This window comes from Xylophilus ampelinus, from assembly GCF_003217575.1.
GTDB lineage: Bacteria > Pseudomonadota > Gammaproteobacteria > Burkholderiales > Burkholderiaceae_C > Xylophilus > Xylophilus ampelinus.
Genome location: NZ_QJTC01000033.1, coordinates 11,627 through 28,237, shown reverse-complemented (window position 1 = coordinate 28,237; position 16,611 = coordinate 11,627). Strand labels below are relative to the sequence as shown.

Annotated in this window: 17 protein-coding genes; 4 read left to right on the top strand and 13 right to left on the bottom strand. The window is 67.9% G+C overall.

The genetic code is table 11. From position 1 onward, the window contains the following. Positions 1-439 precede the first annotated feature (439 nt). Both DFQ15_RS15895 and DFQ15_RS15890 read left to right on the top strand, forming a co-directional pair. On the top strand, positions 440-2,326 hold the full coding sequence (locus tag DFQ15_RS15895) for an ATP-binding cassette domain-containing protein (RefSeq protein ID WP_110466914.1): 1,887 nt from the start codon (positions 440-442) through the stop codon (positions 2,324-2,326). A gap of 176 nt (positions 2,327-2,502) precedes the next feature. Continuing rightward, positions 2,503-4,125: a phospholipase D family protein gene (locus DFQ15_RS15890; protein WP_233504557.1), complete on the top strand. Its 1,623-nt coding sequence runs from the start codon at positions 2,503-2,505 to the stop codon at positions 4,123-4,125. A 132-nt stretch (positions 4,126-4,257) separates the two neighbouring features. Here DFQ15_RS15890 and DFQ15_RS15885 read toward each other — a convergent pair whose 3' ends face one another. The 7 genes from DFQ15_RS15885 to DFQ15_RS15855 all read right to left on the bottom strand — a co-directional run bounded on the left by DFQ15_RS15885 (position 4,258) and on the right by DFQ15_RS15855 (position 10,687). Continuing rightward, positions 4,258-5,355, bottom strand: coding sequence for a protein-glutamate methylesterase/protein-glutamine glutaminase (locus DFQ15_RS15885; protein WP_110466912.1), 1,098 nt, complete (start codon positions 5,353-5,355; stop codon positions 4,258-4,260). A gap of 70 nt (positions 5,356-5,425) precedes the next feature. Next, complete coding sequence (cheD, locus tag DFQ15_RS15880) at positions 5,426-6,091, bottom strand: chemoreceptor glutamine deamidase CheD (protein ID WP_233504556.1); 666 nt, start codon at positions 6,089-6,091, stop codon at positions 5,426-5,428. Then, entirely contained in the window at positions 6,078-6,953 is an 876-nt protein-coding gene (locus DFQ15_RS15875) for a CheR family methyltransferase (RefSeq protein WP_110466911.1), read from the bottom strand. Before DFQ15_RS15875 ends, cheD begins: the two co-directional genes overlap by 14 nt. 16 nt (positions 6,954-6,969) lie before the next feature. Further along, positions 6,970-7,467 carry a chemotaxis protein CheW gene (locus DFQ15_RS15870; RefSeq protein ID WP_055841481.1) on the bottom strand — a complete coding sequence of 166 codons (498 nt, stop codon included), beginning with the start codon at positions 7,465-7,467 and terminating at the stop codon, positions 6,970-6,972. Positions 7,468-7,516: 49 nt separating this feature from the next. Further along, positions 7,517-9,766 (bottom strand): chemotaxis protein CheW, encoded by a 2,250-nt coding sequence (locus tag DFQ15_RS15865; RefSeq protein WP_110466910.1) that lies wholly within the window; start codon positions 9,764-9,766, stop codon positions 7,517-7,519. Between the two features lie 54 nt (positions 9,767-9,820). Continuing rightward, positions 9,821-10,183 carry a response regulator gene (locus DFQ15_RS15860; protein ID WP_055841488.1) on the bottom strand — a complete coding sequence of 121 codons (363 nt, stop codon included), beginning with the start codon at positions 10,181-10,183 and terminating at the stop codon, positions 9,821-9,823. Positions 10,184-10,240: 57 nt separating this feature from the next. Beyond that, entirely contained in the window at positions 10,241-10,687 is a 447-nt protein-coding gene (locus DFQ15_RS15855) for a hypothetical protein (RefSeq protein WP_110466909.1), read from the bottom strand. A 249-nt stretch (positions 10,688-10,936) separates the two neighbouring features. Here DFQ15_RS15855 and DFQ15_RS15850 point away from each other — a divergent pair, with 249 nt between their 5' ends. Together DFQ15_RS15850 and DFQ15_RS15845 are read left to right on the top strand one after the other, a co-directional pair. Then, complete coding sequence (locus DFQ15_RS15850) at positions 10,937-12,058, top strand: hybrid sensor histidine kinase/response regulator (protein WP_374941036.1); 1,122 nt, start codon at positions 10,937-10,939, stop codon at positions 12,056-12,058. Continuing rightward, the gene (locus DFQ15_RS15845; protein ID WP_055841495.1) at positions 12,055-12,684 is read left to right on the top strand and encodes a response regulator; all 630 of its coding nucleotides are present in this window, start codon (positions 12,055-12,057) and stop codon (positions 12,682-12,684) included. The genes DFQ15_RS15850 and DFQ15_RS15845 overlap by 4 nt, the downstream gene beginning before the upstream one ends. A gap of 250 nt (positions 12,685-12,934) precedes the next feature. On the opposite strand, the gene fliR is transcribed toward DFQ15_RS15845, so the two are convergent. Genes fliR through fliM form a run of 6 tightly spaced genes read right to left on the bottom strand, consistent with a single transcriptional unit; the run spans position 12,935 to position 16,560 of the window. After that, positions 12,935-13,699 (bottom strand): flagellar biosynthetic protein FliR, encoded by a 765-nt coding sequence (gene fliR / locus DFQ15_RS15840; protein ID WP_110466907.1) that lies wholly within the window; start codon positions 13,697-13,699, stop codon positions 12,935-12,937. 22 nt (positions 13,700-13,721) lie between these two features. Beyond that, positions 13,722-13,991, bottom strand: coding sequence for a flagellar biosynthesis protein FliQ (fliQ, locus tag DFQ15_RS15835; RefSeq protein ID WP_110466906.1), 270 nt, complete (start codon positions 13,989-13,991; stop codon positions 13,722-13,724). A gap of 6 nt (positions 13,992-13,997) precedes the next feature. Continuing rightward, the gene (fliP, locus tag DFQ15_RS15830) at positions 13,998-14,789 is read right to left on the bottom strand and encodes a flagellar type III secretion system pore protein FliP (protein ID WP_110466905.1); all 792 of its coding nucleotides are present in this window, start codon (positions 14,787-14,789) and stop codon (positions 13,998-14,000) included. Beyond that, a complete protein-coding gene (locus tag DFQ15_RS15825) occupies positions 14,782-15,132 on the bottom strand; it encodes a FliO/MopB family protein (RefSeq protein ID WP_110466904.1) in 351 nt (116 codons plus the stop codon). The genes fliP and DFQ15_RS15825 overlap by 8 nt, the downstream gene beginning before the upstream one ends. Further along, on the bottom strand, positions 15,132-15,566 hold the full coding sequence (fliN, locus tag DFQ15_RS15820) for a flagellar motor switch protein FliN (protein WP_110466903.1): 435 nt from the start codon (positions 15,564-15,566) through the stop codon (positions 15,132-15,134). The genes DFQ15_RS15825 and fliN overlap by 1 nt, the downstream gene beginning before the upstream one ends. Further along, positions 15,556-16,560: a flagellar motor switch protein FliM gene (fliM, locus tag DFQ15_RS15815; protein WP_110466902.1), complete on the bottom strand. Its 1,005-nt coding sequence runs from the start codon at positions 16,558-16,560 to the stop codon at positions 15,556-15,558. The genes fliN and fliM overlap by 11 nt, the downstream gene beginning before the upstream one ends. Between the last annotated feature and the right edge of the window lie 51 nt (positions 16,561-16,611).

Sequence of the window (16,611 nt, the reverse complement as noted above, 5' to 3'; positions counted from 1 at the left end):
AAGCAAGACTCTCGCCTCACCCACCAACCCCGCTGCGATCAGCAGAGCCTCAAATTCTAGCACGGCTTCTTAAACACCGTCAAACTCTTTTCGCTCTCCGCTTCCTCCAACCACCTCGCCACACCGCCACCGAAGTAGCACCGCAACCAGACCGCCGAATCCTGCAGAGCCTTGAATTATATACCAGAAATCCGGTAGCTGGAACATCACAAGGATGGATCACCTAATTCTCGGGCCGCTCACCTCGCTGCGCATCGGCAGGTCTTGAAGACCGCCTCCGTGCAGCGAAGCCCTCGACTATAGCACAGCAAGGCGACGTGTTCTGACACCCACGCAAGTTCCGATCGCCTGCCTCGGATCAAACAACACCTCCTGCTAGGCGGTGCACTGCAACATGAGCCGCGCCGCAGGCCCTCCAGTCCGGATAATCCCCCTCCATATGGCACTCATCACACTTCTCGATGCGCAACTGGCCTTCGGCCACGTCGCGCTGCTCGACCACGCGGGCTTCTCCCTGGAAACCAACGAACGGGTCGGCCTGATCGGCCGCAACGGCGCGGGCAAATCCTCGCTGCTCAAGATACTGGGAGGCATGGAGAAGGCGGACGACGGGCAGCTGCAGGTTCAGCAGAACACCCGTATCGCCTATGTGGCGCAAGAGCCGATCCTGGTGCCGACCGATACCGTTTTCCAGTCGGCCAGCGCCGGCATCGCGAGTGCGATCTCGGCACGCGAGCGCTACCTGTCGGGCGACGAAGGCGAAGACCTCGACGCCTTGCAGACCGAGATCGAATCGCTGGACGCCTGGAACTGGGAGCAGCGGGTGGAGGAAACGCTCGCCAAGCTGCATCTGGCGCCCGATGCGCTGGTGGGCGACCTCTCCGGCGGCACGCGCAAGCGCGTGGCACTGGCCCAGGCACTGGTCGCGAAACCGACGGTGTTGCTGCTGGACGAGCCGACCAACCACCTGGACCTCGACTCGATCGAGTGGCTGGAGACGCTGCTGGTCGACTTCAAGGGCAGCCTGGTCACCATCACCCACGACCGCTCCTTCCTCGACAAGGTGGCCACCCGCATCGTGGAGCTGGACCGTGGCCACCTGCGCTCCTACCCTGGAAACTTCGCCACCTACATGGTGCAGAAGGCCGACCAGCTGGCGCAGGAGGACGTGGTCAATGCCAAGGCCGACAAGCTGCTGGCCCAGGAAGAGGTCTGGATTCGCAAGGGCGTGGAGGCGCGCCGTACCCGCAGCCAGAGCCGCATCGGACGCCTGGAGAGCATGCGTGCGCAGCGATCTGCGCGGCGCGAGGCGCTGGGCAGCGTGAAGCTGGACGTGGCCTCGGGCGTGCCGACCGGCAAGATCGTGGCCGAGCTGAGCGAGGTGAGCAAGTCCTTCGGCGACAAGACGATCGTGCGCAACTTCACCGGCACCATCCTGCGCGGCGACAAGGTCGGCCTGATCGGCGCCAACGGCGCGGGCAAGACCACCCTGCTCAAGATGATCTTGGGCGATCTGCAGCCCGATTCCGGGAAGATGCGTCAGGGCTCCAACCTGCAGGTGGCGTACTTCGACCAGATGCGCCAGTCGCTCGACTTGAACGCCACGCTCGAGGATTTCATCAGCCCCGGCAGCGAGTGGATCGAGATCGGCAACCAGCGCAAGCATGTCAAAAGCTACCTGAGCGACTTCCTGTTTTCGCCGGCGCGCGCCACCTCGCCGGTGCGATCGCTCTCCGGCGGCGAGCGCAACCGGCTGCTGCTGGCGCGCCTCTTCGCGCGGCCGGCCAACGTGCTGGTGCTCGACGAGCCGACCAACGACCTGGACATCGAAACCCTCGAGCTGCTGGAAGACCTGCTGCAGAACTACGAAGGCACCGTGTTCCTGGTGAGCCACGACCGGACCTTCCTCGACAACGTCGTGACCAGCACGCTGGTGGCCGAGGGCAACGGCCATTGGCGCGAATACGAGGGCAGCGTGCAGGACTGGCTGACCCAGTCGCGCCGTGCACGCGAACTGGCGCAGCGCGCCGGCCCGGCCGCAGCACCCGCACCCTCGCAGGGGCCCGCACCGGCCCCGGCTGCGACCACCGTTGCATCGACCGTTCCGAAGCGCAAGCTGAGCTACAAGGACCAGCGCGTGCTGGACGCCCTGCCCGAGCAGATCGCGGCGCTCGAGACCGAGCAGGCCGGCATCAACACCGCGCTCGGCGACGGCAGCCTGTACGGCACCGACCCGCAGCGCGCGGCGACGCTCGCGGCCCGCAACGCCGAGATCGACGACCTGCTGTTGGCGGCGCTGGAGCGCTGGGAGACGCTGTCGTCCTGACGGTCCGCCTGTCGCCAGCGCTGTCGTCCGACAGACGCGGTGTGGCAGACCGATAGAGTGGTGCCACGCCGCGAGGCATTCAGAAAGACGCCCTCATGCCTGCTCGTGCCGCTGCCGCCCGCCCTCTTCGCCCCGACGACGCTTTCGGGTGGCATGGTCGATGGAAGGCAGCGCTGGTGGCCGGACTCGTCGGCCTGCTGTCTGCCTGCGGCAGCCTGCCGCCCAACACCCAGCGCGCGGCATCGCAGGCCCTGCCGGTCGGCGGCACCACGCTGGCCGCCAACGCAGCGGCGCTGCGGCCGCAGCCGCCCACCAGCCGCAACGCCTCCGGCATGCGCCTGCTGGGCAGCTCGGAGACCGCCTACGGCAGCCGGCTGGCGCTGATCGCCGCGGCCGAGAAGACGCTCGACCTGCAGTACTACAGCATCCACTACGACAGCTCGACCGAGGCCCTGATCGAACGGCTGCGGGAGGCCGCCGGACGCGGCGTGCGCATCCGGGTGCTGCTGGACGATTTCAACAGCGCCGGCCTGAACGCCCGCGTACTGATGCTCGACGAGGTGCCCGGCATCCAGGTGCGGCTTTTCAATCCGCTCTTCGGCCCGCGCGGCTCGCAGGCGGGACGGCTCGTCAGCTCGCTGTTCGACTTCAGCCGCATCCAGCAGCGGATGCACAACAAGGTCTTCATCGCCGACAACGCGCTGGCGGTCACCGGCGGCCGCAACTTGGGCGACGAGTACTTCGGCCAGGACGCCAAAAGCAACTTCCTCGACCTCGACGTGCTGGTGGCCGGCAGCCTGGTGCAGGACCTGTCGCGCAGCTTCGACCGTTACTGGAACGACGACCTGGCCTATCCGGTCGCGACGCTCCTGAGCCCGGCCGAGCGCGACAAGCTGCGGCCCCAGGCGCAGGCAGCGGCGGCGGCCCAGCGCCGCGCCGAAGCCGCGCCGACGGCGCCCGTCCCGGCGCAAGCCGAACAGAACAACGATCAAGCCGCCACCGCACAGGCGGCGGAGCCCCAGGCCCGTACCGTCCCCGGCGCCGGCGATGTGGCACGGCAGATCGCCGAAGGCCGGCTCGAACTGGTCTGGGCACCCGCGGTGCTGTTGGCCGACAAGCCGTCGAAGATCGACCCCGAGGATTCCGAGCAGGACCCGGCCGATGCCGACGGCACCGTGGTCGACGACCTGGTCCACCTGCTGGGCCGCACCCGCCAGGACCTGCTGATCGTCTCGCCCTATTTCGTGCCGGGCGAAGCCATGATGAAGACCTTCACCGACCTGCGCCGGCGCGGCGTACGGGTGCGGGTGCTGACCAACTCGCTGGCTTCCAACGATGCGCCGCTGGCTCACGTGGGCTATGCACGCTACCGCGAGGCGCTGCTGCGCGCCGGGGTGGAGCTGTACGAACTGCAGGCGCAGGGCGAGACCCGGCGGCGCATCTTCGGCTCCACGCCGCAGTCGCGGTCGAGCCTGCACGCCAAGGCGCTGGTGATGGACGGCCGGCTGCTGGTCGTCGGGTCGATGAACCTCGACCTGCGCTCGGCGCTGCAGAACACCGAGTTGGGCCTGGTGATCCGCAGTCGGGCGTTGTCGAAGGAACTGACCGAGAACCTCGAATCGACCATGGGCGACTGCTACCGGGTGGAGCTGACACCCGACGGCCAGCTGCGCTGGCACGCGCCCGCGCACGATACCGCCCGCGCCGGCCAGGTCTACGACCGCGAGCCGGAAGCGGACACCGGCCTGCAGATCATGCTGAGGCTGGTCGGGCCTTTCGCGCCCGAAGAGATGCTCTGACCCGCGCCACGGGCCGCTACGACGAGCAGTCGCTTGCTACTAAATTGATAGCTATAGGTCGTCGTCTTACGCCGGCTACAGCCACTTTTTACCTGAAAATCCCGCCTCAGCGCCCCCGTGCACACCGCCGCGCTAGATCCGGTGGTGCACCCGGTCCGGCGCATGCAGCCGGCCGATCAGCGCGGGCGCGATCTGGTCGAGCGGCAGCACCTCGTCGGCGGCACCGTGGGCGATCGCCTCGCGCGGCATGCCGAAGACGATGCAGCTCGCCTCGTCCTGCACGTAGTTGTAGCTGCCGGCGTCCTTCATCTCGCGCATCGCCTTGGCGCCGTCGGCACCCATGCCGGTCAGCATGATGCCGTAGGCGTTGCGGCCGGCCATCGCGGCAGCCGAGCGGAACAGCACCTCGACCGAAGGCTTGTGGCGGTTGACCGGCTCGGTATCCTCCACCACCGCCATGTAATTGGCACCGCTGCGGCCGATGCTGAACTGCCGGCCGCCCGGCGCGATGTAGGCATGGCCGGGCAGGATGCGCTCGCCGTGCGTCGCCTCTTTCACCGTGATGCGGCACAGGCCGTTGAGCCGCGCGGCGAAGCTGGTGGTGAAGCCCGGCGGCATGTGCTGGGTGATCAGGATCGCCGGGCAGTCGGCCGGCAGCGGCGTGAGCACATGGCGGATCGCCTCGGTCCCGCCGGTGGAGGCGCCGATGAAGATCAGCTTCTCGGTCGAGACGCGGCCGAGCAAGGCGCTGCTGGTCGCAGGCGGCGGCGCGGCCGTCGTGCCGGGGGCCGCGGCCTGGGCGGGTGCGGGCACCGGTGCGCGCCGGATCTGCGCCTTGGCCGCGATGCGGACCTTGTCGACGATCTGGGTCGCCAGCTCGCTCAAGCCGTTGGCCACGCCCACCCGGGGTTTGGCCACGAAATCGGTGGCGCCAAGTTCCAGCGCGCGCAGGGTGACCTCGGCGCCGCGCTCGGTCAGGGTGGAGATCATCACCACCGGCATCGGCCGCAGCCGCATCAGCCGGCCGAGGAAGTCGATGCCGTCCATGCGCGGCATTTCGACGTCGAGCGTGACCACGTCAGGATTGCGCTCGCGGATCATCTCGCGCGCGATCAGCGGGTCGTTGGCGGTGCCGATGCACTCCATGTCGGGCTGGCGGTTGATGATCTCCGACAGCAGGCTGCGCACCAGCGCCGAATCGTCCACCACGATGACGCGGATCTTCTTCATGCTCTTTTCGTTTTCCTTCTCTCAGGTTGTCCGCAGCGCTGCGGCCCGCCGTGCGGGTCGCAGCGCATTCTCAGAACAGGTCGACCGACCCGCCCGCCGTAGTGTGCGCCACCGTGGCCGCATTGCCGCGCCGCTCCTGCGACAGCAGCGACTCCGGATGCGCGTGCGCCAGCCGCTTGACCATCGCCTTGCCCATCACCGGGAAGAAGCAGACCTTGCGCGGATGGATGTCGAGCACGTCCTCCGACAGGATCGGGATCCGCTCGGTGCGCAGGTAGTCCTTGACGAAGGCGGTGTTGCGCTCGCCCACGTTCATCGTGGTGAAGCCGGCCATCACCTGCCCGCCGCCGAAGATCTTGGCCTGCAGATTCTCCCGGCGCGCGCCGGCCTTCATCATCTCGTTGATCAGCAGCTCCATCGCATAGGAGCCGTAGCGGCCCGACACGTCGCTCGCGTCGCTCTCGGGCAGCATGAAATGGTTCATGCCGCCGATGCCGGCACGGCTGTCCCAGAGGCAGGCCGCGATGCACGAACCCAGCACCGTCGTGATGACCACCTGCTCGTTCGAGACGAAATATTCGCCCGGCAGCACCTTGACCGCGTTGTAGTGGAAGTGGTGATCGAAGTAGAAGAACGAGGCCTCGCCCGCCTTGCGCGGCAGGGACTTGAGCTTTTCCAGCGAAGAGGGTGCCGCGCCCGGGGCCGCGGCACGGGTCGCGGTGCTAGCGACGTTCATAGACTGTCTTTCCCCGCAGCGTGAACAGGTCGCGCGATTCGCTGAAATTCTCGGCATGGCCCACGAAGAGCATGCCGCCCGGCTTCATCACGCGGTGGATGCGCTCCAGCACGCGCCGCTGGGTAGGCGCGTCGAAATAGATCATGACGTTGCGGCAGAACACCACGTCGAACGGTTCGCGGAACGGCCAGTCGTCGCGGATCAGGTTGACGCTCAGGAAGTCGATGAAGCGGCGCAGCTCGGGCTTGACGCGCACCAGGCCCGCATTGCTCTGCTTGCCGCGCATGAAGAACTTCTGCTGGCGTTCGGGCGACAGGCCCTTGAGCGCGTCGAGCCGGTAGATGCCCTGCGCCGCATGGGCCAGCACCTTCGAGTCGATGTCGCTCGCCGACAGCTTGAAGGCGGCGCTGGGGCCGAGCGTCTCCAGCGCCGTCATGACGATCGAGTACGGCTCCTCGCCGGTCGAGGCGGCATTGCACCAAACGCTCCAGGGCGTGCCGGACGGCCTGGAGCCCAGGTGTTGCGCCAGGATCTCGAAATGGTGCTGCTCGCGGAAGAAGGCGGTGAGGTTGGTCGTGAGCGCGTTGACGAACTCCTGCCACTCGGTGCCGGCCGCGCCGTCGGCCGATTCCAGCCAGCCCAGGTACTCCTGGAAGCTGGTGTGCCCGGTGTCGCGCAACCGGCGCGAGAGCCGGCTGTAGACCATCGCATGCTTGCCCTCGTGCAGGCTGATGCCGGCGCGCTGGTAGATCAGCGCCCGGACCCGCGTGAAGTCGGCATCGGTCCAGACGAATTCCCTGCCCTGGGCCGCCGCGGCGGCCGCGGGAGACAGGGGGTTTTCGCGCGCTGCGGCGACGGCCATGGGAGTCCTCGCAGGCTCAGGCGGCCAGGGCGGGCGGTACCAGGCCCATGTCGACGCTGGACATCAGTTTCTCGATGTCGAGCAGGATCAGCATGCGTTCTGCGACCGAGCCCAGGCCCAGGATGCAGTTGTTGTCGACAACGCTCTCGATTTCGGGCGCGGCCTTGATGTTGTCGGGCGTCAGCTCGAGCACGTCGCTCACCGAATCGACCACGATGCCGACCACGCGGTTGCGCAGGTTCAGGATGATGACGACGGTGAAGCTGTTGTAGTCGGCGTTGGCGCAGTTGAACTTGAGCCGCATGTCGACGATCGGGACGATCGTGCCGCGCAGGTTGACAACGCCCTTGATGAACTCGGGCGCGTTGGCGATGCGGGTCGGCGGCTCGTAGCCGCGGATTTCCTGCACTTTCAGGATGTCGATGCCGTACTCTTCCTGGTCGAGGCGGAAGGTCAGGTATTCGCGGGCGCCGATGGTGGCCTGGCCGCCGATCTTGCCGATGACGTTGCTCATGGGTTTCTCGCTTTCGAAATGGTATGCGGGGGACTACGGGGTGCGGCGCTCAGTGCCGCGCGCGGCGCACCAGGCCGCTGGTGTCGAGGATCAGCGCGACCTTGCCGTCGCCGAGGATGGTGGCGCCCGAGATGTTGGGCACGCGCCGATAGTTGGATTCGAGGTTCTTCACCACCACCTGGTGCTGGCCGAGCAGTTCGTCGACCAGCAGCGAGACGCGGCTGCCGTCGGACTCGACCACCACCATGATGTTGCCGTCCTTGTCGTCCGGGTCGCGCGGGATCTGGAACACCTTCTCCAGCGCCACCACCGGCATGTAGTCGTCGCGCACCTTCACCAGCTGCGAGCCCTGGGCGATGGTGTTGAGCGCGGCCGCGTCGACCTGGAACGACTCGATGACCGAGGCCAACGGCAGGATGTAGACCTCGCCCGCCACCCGCACCGACATGCCGTCCATGATCGCCAGCGTCAGCGGCAGCCGCACCGACACCTTCATGCCGTAGCCTTCGGCCGAGTCGATCTCGACCGAGCCGCCGAGGGCGGTGATGTTCTTCTTGACCACGTCCATGCCGACGCCGCGGCCCGACACGTCGGTGACCACGTCGGCGGTGGAGAAGCCGGGCGCGAAGATCAGTCCCCAGACGTCGCCGTCGGTCATCTGGTCGGAGACCTCGATGCCGCGCTCGCGCGCCTTGGACAAAATCTTGTCGCGGTTCAGGCCGCGGCCGTCGTCGCGCACCTCGATCACGATCGAGCCGCCCTGGTGGGAGGCCGACAGCGTGATCGTGCCGTTTTCGGACTTGCCGGCGGCCAGGCGCTGCTCGGGCGGCTCGATGCCGTGGTCGCAGCTGTTGCGCACCAGGTGGGTCAGCGGGTCGGTGATCTTCTCGACCAGGCCCTTGTCGAGTTCTGTCGCCTCGCCCTGGGTGACGAAGTCGACCTTCTTACCCAGCTTGGTGGCCAGGTCGCGCAGCATCCGCGGGAAGCGGCTGAACACGGTCGACATCGGAATCATGCGGATCGACATGACCGATTCCTGCAGATCGCGGGTGTTGCGGTCGAGGTCGGCCAGGCCGCTCAGCAACTGCTGGTAGGCGGCCGGGTCGAGCCCCTGGCTGTTCTGCGCCAGCATCGCTTGGGTGATGACCAGCTCGCCGACCAGGTTGATCAGCTGGTCGACCTTGCTGACACCGACACGGATCGTGGTGGCTTCGAGCTGCTGCGCCTGGGCGCCAGGCTTGGGGCCGGCGGCCTCGGCCGGCGCGCGGCCGTCCGCCGGCTTGGCGGTGCCGCCCGCCGACGCCGGTGTACCGGGCGCGCCGTCGAACAGGCCGTAGGAGGCGATCGGCGAGCCGGGCGCATCGTGGAAGAAGCCGAACGGCGCCTTGGCGGCGATCGCGGCCTCGACCAGGTCGGGGTCGTTGTCTTGCGGGCCCTGGGCGGGGGGTGCTGCGGCCGGTGCCGGGTCTGCGGCGGCGCCGCCGCGGGCGGAGATGCGCACCTGCTCCTTGGCGACGTGGAAGACGAACAGGTCGAGCAAGTCCTCGTCGGACGAGGTGGTCTCGACCGCGAAGAAGCGGGTGTCGGCGCTGTCGCTGGGCAGCGTCTCGATCGTGCCCAGCCCGGGGATGTCGCGGAACAGCTCGCGCAGCGTGTCGGCCTGGCCGGGGTTGTCGAGCGGGCCGATCCGGATCTCGAGCGAGCGGGTGCCGCCCGGCTCGGCGGCGGCCGCCGGTGCCGCGGCGGCGGGAGCCGGAGCAGGGGCCGGTGCGACGGCGACCGGTGCAGGTGCAGGTGCAGGTGCAGGTGCAGGTGCAGGTGCAGGTGCCGGAGTCGGTGCGGGGGCGGCCACGGGTGCGGCGGCCGGCACTTCGCCGGCGGCCAGGGCCGCGATGCGGCGCACCAGTGCGGAGGTGTCGAGCGATTCGCCCGCGCCGCCGGCCTGGTGGCGGGCCAGCAGGCTGCGCGAGGCATCGGCCGACTCCAGCAGCACGTCGACCATCGCCGGCACCGGCTGCAGCTCGTGGCGACGCAGGCGGTCGAGCAGCGACTCCATCTGGTGGGTCAGCTCGGCCACGTCGGCGAAGCCGAAGGTGGCGGCGCCGCCCTTGATCGAGTGGGCGCAGCGGAAGATGCCGTTCAGCTCCTCGTCGTCGGCGGCGACCAGGTCCAGGTCGAGCAGCATCTGCTCCATCTGGTCGAGGTTCTCGCCGGCCTCCTCGAAGAAGATCTCGTAGAACTGGCTGAGGTCGAAATCGGCCCCGGCGCCACCCGCGTTCTCTTGGTGGACATCAGACATGGCTGGACCCCTGGAAATTCATTGGCATGGAAACGGACAACGGTTGGACCGCGCTCAGCGGGTGACCTTCTGGATGACTTCGATCAGACGGTTCGGATCGAAGGGCTTGACCAGCCAGCCGGTGGCGCCGGCGGCGCGGCCGGCCTGCTTCATCTGGTCGCTCGATTCGGTTGTGAGGATCAGGATCGGCGTGGTCTTGAACTTGGGCGTGTCGCGCAGCATGCGGGTCAGGCCGATGCCGTCGAGGCGCGGCATGTTCTGGTCGGCCAGGACCAGGTCGATCTTCTCGGTCTGGGCCTTCTCGAAAGCGTCCTGCCCGTCCACCGCCTCCACCACGTGGTAGCCGGCGCTGGTCAGGGTGAAGGAAACCATTTTTCGCATGGATGGTGAATCATCAACAGCGAGGATCGACAACATGTGGGAGCTCCAGCAAAGAACGTGATGGTGAGAGACTGAACAGGCGCGGCGCGCGCTTCAGAAGAGTTCGATGGACCCGGCGTCCATCTCGCTCTGGGTCACCGGGTTGGGGCGCTCGGGCACGATCTCGGGCATCGCTTCCTCGCCCTCCTCCTGGCCCATGGCCTCGGAGGCGAGACGGAAGGCGCATCCCTGCAGGACCCGCGTGGTGTGCGCGATCAGCTGGGAGGCCATGTCCTGGAACTGCAGCTCGGTCACCGCGTGGCGCAACGCCGAGCGCGCGCGCTCGACCGCCAACGCGTCGTGCGGCGCGCCCTCGACACCGCTCAAGCTCTGCGAGGCGGAGCCGAAGCGTTCCATCAGGTTATCCGCGGCATGGCCGAGCAGGCCCTCAAGGCGCTGCAGGTCGTGCATGACCACGAGCAGCGAGTCCTGAACCTCGGCCACCACCATCAGGGACAGCTGAACGGCTGGACCGTCGTGGGGTGCGAACGTCTGTTGCATGGTTTCTCCGTCCCTGCCAATCCCTGCAGTTCGGGGGACGCCTCTCGGCGGCCGGGGCCTGTCTGCCTATTCTGGTGCATATGGCCTTGGTCCTGTACATATCGGCACAAAATCTGAAAACTTCACACATATTTGCAACACCCTCGCCATGCCCCGGTGCGGCGAAGGCGGCCGGGCCGCCTTCGCGCCGCGCGGGTCGGCGCCTATGATGGGGCCCGCATGCAGCCCTACGCCTCCTCCGACTCCCCCATGCTGAGGATTCTCCACCTGGAAGACTCCGACACCGACCACGCGCTGGTGCGCCATACCCTACAACGGTCCGGTGCGCCATTCGAGATGTGCCGGGTGGAAACACTCGATGCGCTGCGGTCGGCCCTGGACGCCGGCGGCTTCGACGCGGTGGTGGCCGACTACCGGCTGCCGGGCTTCACCGCCGTCGATGCCTGGGAGGCGGTCTCCGCCCGGGGCGCTGCGGCCCTGCCGCCCTTCGTGCTGCTGTCGGGCGCGATCGGCGAGGCGGCGGCGGTCGATGCGATCCGGCGCGGCATCAGCGACTACCTGCTAAAGGACGACATGGCCAAGCTGCCGCACGTGATCGCCCGGTCGATCGAGGTGCGGCACGCCCGCCTCGCCCGGGAGGACGCGGTGCGCGATCTGGCCGCCTCCGAGCGTCGCCTGGCCGAGCTGACCGAGCACCTGCAGACCAGCATCGAGCAGGAACGCGCCGCGATCGCCCGCGAGATCCACGACGACATCGGCGGCGCGCTGACCGCCGTCAAGTTCGACCTTGCCTGGATCGCCCGCCACGCCACCGAAGACGGCATGCAGCGCCACGCCCAGGCGGCCGGCGACATGCTGCGCCATGCGATCGGCGCCAGCCAGCGGATCATGATGAACCTGCGCCCGCCCATCCTGGACCAGGGGCTGACCGCCGCGATCCAGTGGCTGGTGGAGGGATTCGAGCGGCGCACCGGCATCGCGGTTCAGGTCCACGCGCCGCTGAAGAAGCCGGCGCTCTCGGCCGAGGTGGAACTGGTCGCCTACCGCACCGCGCAGGAGGCGCTGACCAACATCACCAAGTACGCCCAGTGCACCGCGGTGACGATCGACATCTCCGACGGCGGCGGCCTGCTGACCCTCGAAGTCTCCGACAATGGCCGCGGCCTGCCCGCCGGCGCCCGCGATACGCCGAAGGCCTTCGGCCTGCGCGGCCTGCAGGAGCGGGCCAAGACGGTCGACGGCTGGCTCGACATCAGCTCGGCCCCCGGCCAGGGTACGGCGCTGGTCCTGTCGGTGCCGCTGCCCGGAGCCGCCGGTTCCGCCGCCCTGCCCGACCCGGACGAGGAAGAAGAAGGGGAAGCAGCGCCATGATCCGCGTCATCCTGTGCGACGACCATGCCCTGGTGCGGCGCGGCGTGCGCGACACGCTCTGCGAGGCCGTCGACATCACCGTCACCGCCGAGGCCGGAAGCTACGCCGAGCTGCGCGAGGCGATGCGCACCGCCGCCTGCGACGTGCTGCTGCTCGATTTGTCGATGCCCGGCCGCGGCGGCCTGGAGGTGCTGGCCGCCCTCAAGGAAACCGATTCCGAGATCCGCGTGCTGGTGGTGTCGATGTACCCCGAGGACCAGTACGCGATCCGCTGCCTGCGCGCCGGCGCCTACGGGTACATGAACAAGGCCGGCGCGCCGGAAGAGCTGGTCGCCGCGGTGCGCGTCGTGGCCCAGGGCCGCAAGTACCTGACCCCCGAAGTCGCCCAGATGCTGGCCGAGAGCGTCTCCAAGCCGATCGCCGACTCGCCCCACGCCAGCCTCTCGGAGCGCGAACTCCAGACCTTGCTCAAGATCGCCTCCGGCCGCCGCCTCTCCGACATCGCCGAAGAGCTGATGCTCAGCCCGAAGACCGTCAGCGTCTACCGCACCCGGGTGCTGGAGAAGCTGGGCCTGTCGAACAATGCGGAACTGACGGTGTACGCGATCCGCAACGGATTGGTTTAGCCAAAAACAATAGCACCCAGTCGGCACCCAGCAATCATTTCAAATATAAATGATGCGAGAAGCCGCCCTGCACGCCGACTACCAGCTATCATTTTTGCAGTACGCCGCTGCGCGCCCGCACGCGCAGCGGCGCAGCGGCGCAGCCCGCTGCCCCCTCAGAACGACCGTGGATCCGGCTCCGCCGGTCCACCGGTCGTGCCCCCTCGCAGGGGGTGGCGAAGACGCGAAGCGCGCAGCCTGGGGGTGGGCTTCATCTGGCGAAGAGGTCGATCACCTTCTGCATCAGCGCCATCACCGGCTGGTCGAGCATCGGCAGCGTCGCGGCGATGCCCACCATGCCCATGGTCAGCGTCACCGGAAACCCGATCGCGTAGATGTTCATCTGCGGTGCGACCCGCGAGATCACGCCCAGCACCAAATTGACGAAGAGCATCAGCCCGATCAGCGGCAGCGCGATCCACAGGGCGCTGGCGAAGAGTTCGGTGCCCAGCAGGTGCAGCCGGGTGGTGGCTAACACGTCGAGAAAGCTGCCGTCCGCGGGGAATGCGTCGAAGCTGCGGATCACCGCCATCAGCAGCGTCAGGTGGCCGTTGATCACCACGAACAGCAGGATCGACATGTGGCCCAGGAAGCGCGAGACGGCGCTCACCTGGGTGCTGGTGCTGGGGTCGAAGAAGGCGGCGAAGTTCAGGCCCATCTGCAGGCCGATCAGCTCGCCGGCCAGCTCCACCGCGGCGAACACCAGCCGCACCGCGAAGCCGATCGCCAAGCCCACGCCCACTTGTTGCACCACCGCGCCCAGCGCGCCGGGCCCGTTGATGCTGATCACCGGCTGCCCCACCAGGCTGGCCTGCGCCGCCAGCGACACCAGGAACGCCAGGCCGATCTTGGCGCGCATCGGGATCGACCGCAGCGAGAACACCGGCGCCACGCTGAACAGCGCCATCACCCGCAGGAAGGGCCAGAGGATCGGCGACAGCCAGGCGGCGAGTTGCGCCTCGGTGACCGAGATCACGGTCGCGACCCGGGACGGCGGGTCATGCCGCGAGGGTCGGAATCGACTCGATCGTGCGGCGCAGGTAGTCGACCAGCGTCGCCAGCATCCACGGCCCGGCGACGGCGAAGACTACCATCGCGGCGATCAGCTTGGGCACGAAGGAGAGCGTCGATTCGTTGATCTGCGTGATCGCCTGGAAGATGCTGACCACCAGCCCCACCACCATCACCGTCGCCAGCATCGGCATCGAGACCGTGATCATCAGCAGCAGGGCTTCCTGGCCGGTGGAGAGGACGAATTGCGGGTTCATGGATGCCTACTGAACAAAACTTGCGGCGAGGGAGCCGATGAGCAGGTTCCAGCCGTCGGCCAGCACGAACAGCATGAGCTTGAACGGCAGCGCCACCAGCACCGGCGACAGCATCATCATCCCGAGCGACATCAGGATGCTGGCGACGACGATGTCGATCACCAGGAACGGGATGAAGATCATGAAGCCGATCTGGAAGGCCGACTTCAGCTCGCTGGTGACGAAGGCCGGCACCAGCACCCGGAAGGGCGCGGTCTCGGCCGTGGTGCCGGCGGGCAGCCGGGCCAGCCGGGCGAACAGGGCGAAGTCGGACTGGCGGGTCTGCTTCAGCATGAACTGGCGCACCGGCGATTCGCCGCGCTCCAGCGCCTGCTCGAACGAAATCTGGTTGGCGCTGTAGGGCTGGTAGGCGTCGGCATATACCCGGTCGAGCGTCGGGCCCATGACGAAGAAGCTCAGGAACAGCGACAGGCCGATCACGATCTGGTTGGGCGGCGCCGACTGGGTGCCGAGCGCCTGGCGCAGCAGCGACAGCACGATGACGATCCGGGTGAACGAGGTCATCATCAGCAGCACCGCCGGCAGGAACGACAGCGCGGTGAAGAACAGCAGCGTCTGGATCGGCACCGAGAAACTTGTGCCGGCCGCGCCGTTGCCGATCAGCAGCGGCAACTGGCCGTTGGGCGTGGCCGTCTGGGCCGAGGCCAGCGGCAGGGCCACGACCAGCGCGGCGGCCGCGGCCCAGCGCAGGACGTTGCGTACCGCAGGCGCCCGGCGGGTCTGCACCGCGTCAGGCATGCGGACCTCCGGTGCGGCCGGGTTCGTTGTAATCCTGCGATTGCTGCAGGCGGGCGGCAGCGGCGGCCTGGGCGAAATCGGGGGCCGGCAGGGTGTGCAGCGCGGTGATCGCCTGCGGCGTCACGCCCACCACGATCCAGGTGCGGGCCGATTCGGGCCCCACCTCGATGGTCATCACCCGCTGCTGCGGGCCGACGGCGACCGCCGCGACGATGCGCGAAGTGGCATGGCCGGTGCCCGCCACGCCGCCCGCGGCCGCGCGGCGCTGTACCCACTTGATGCCCCAGGGCAGCAGGGCCAGCACCGCGACGAACGCGACGACCGAGAGGAGCGCCTGCGTCATCATCCCTTGCTGACCCGGCGCAGCCGCTCGGACGGCGTGACCACGTCGGTCAGCCGGATGCCGAACTTGTCGTTGACCACCACCACCTCGCCCTGGGCGATCAGGTAGCCGTTGACCAGCACGTCCATCGGTTCGCCGGCCAGGGCGTCGAGCTCGACGACAGAGCCCTGGGCCAGCTGCAGGATGTACTTGATCGGCACCTTGGTGCGGCCCAGCTCCACCGAGAGCTGCACCGGGATGTCGAGCACCCGGTTGATGTCGCCCAGGGCCGCGTCGGTCATGGCGGTGGGCGTGGCCTGAGGCACGTTGCCGAAGAGCGGGCCGCCCTGCTCGACGTCGTCGCGCGCGGGCGCGGTCTTGGCTTCTTCCAGGGCCTCGGCCCAGGCGGACATGTCGTCCTCGCCACCACCACCATTGGGTTCGTCAGTTGACATTCTTATCTCCAATCCAGTTCAGGTCTTGGCCCCGCAGGCTTTCCTCGATGCGGATGGCGTACTTGTTGTTGTGGGTGCCGTACTGGCAGTCGAACATCGGCACCCCGCCGATCGTGGCCTGGATCCGCGGGAGGCGGTCCAGCTCGATGAAATCGCCCGGCTTCATCGCGAGCAGCTGCTCCACCGTGGCGTCGGCCGTGGCCAGCTGGGCGACCAGCTCCACCTCGGCCGCCTGGATCTCGCGCGAGAGCAGTTTCACCCAGCGGCGGTCCACCTCGATCGAATCGCCCTGGGTGGAGGAGAACAGCACGTCGCGGATCGGCTCCAGCGTTGCGTAGGGCATGCACAGGTGGATCGACCCGGCGATGTCGCCGATCTCCAGCTGGAACTGGGTCGACACCACGATCTCGCTGGGCGTGGCGATGTTGGCGAACTGAGGCTGCATCTCCGAGCGCTGGTACTCCAGCTCCAGCGGGTAGATGCCCTTCCAGGCCTTCTTGTACTCCTCGCAGATCACGTCGACCAGGCGGTTGATCACCCGCTGCTCGGTGGCGGAGAAGTCGCGGCCCTCGATCCGGGTCTGGAACTTGCCGACGCCGCCGTAGAGCGTGTCGATCACGCCGAACACCAGCGAGGGCTCGCAAACGATCAGGCCGCTGCCGCGCAGCGGGCGAATGGCCGCGATGTTGAAGTTGGTCGGCACCGCCAGCTCGCGCAGGAAGGCGCTGTAGCGCTGCACCGCCACCGTGCCCACCGACACCTCGGGATTGCGGCGGATGAAGTTGAACAAACCGACGCGCAGGTTGCGGGCGAAGCGCTCGTTGACGATTTCCATCGTCGGCATCCGGCCGCGGACGATCCGCTCCTGGCTCGAGATGTCGTAGTTGCGGATCGAGCCCGCCTCGGGTACGTCCTCGACGATCTTCTGGCTCTCGCCGGTGACGCCTTCGAGAAGGGCGTCGACCTCTTCCTGCGAAAGAAACGCTTCACTCATGTCGTTGACTCCGTCACGCAGCTTTCAGTGGCACCGTGGGTCCGGCTCCGC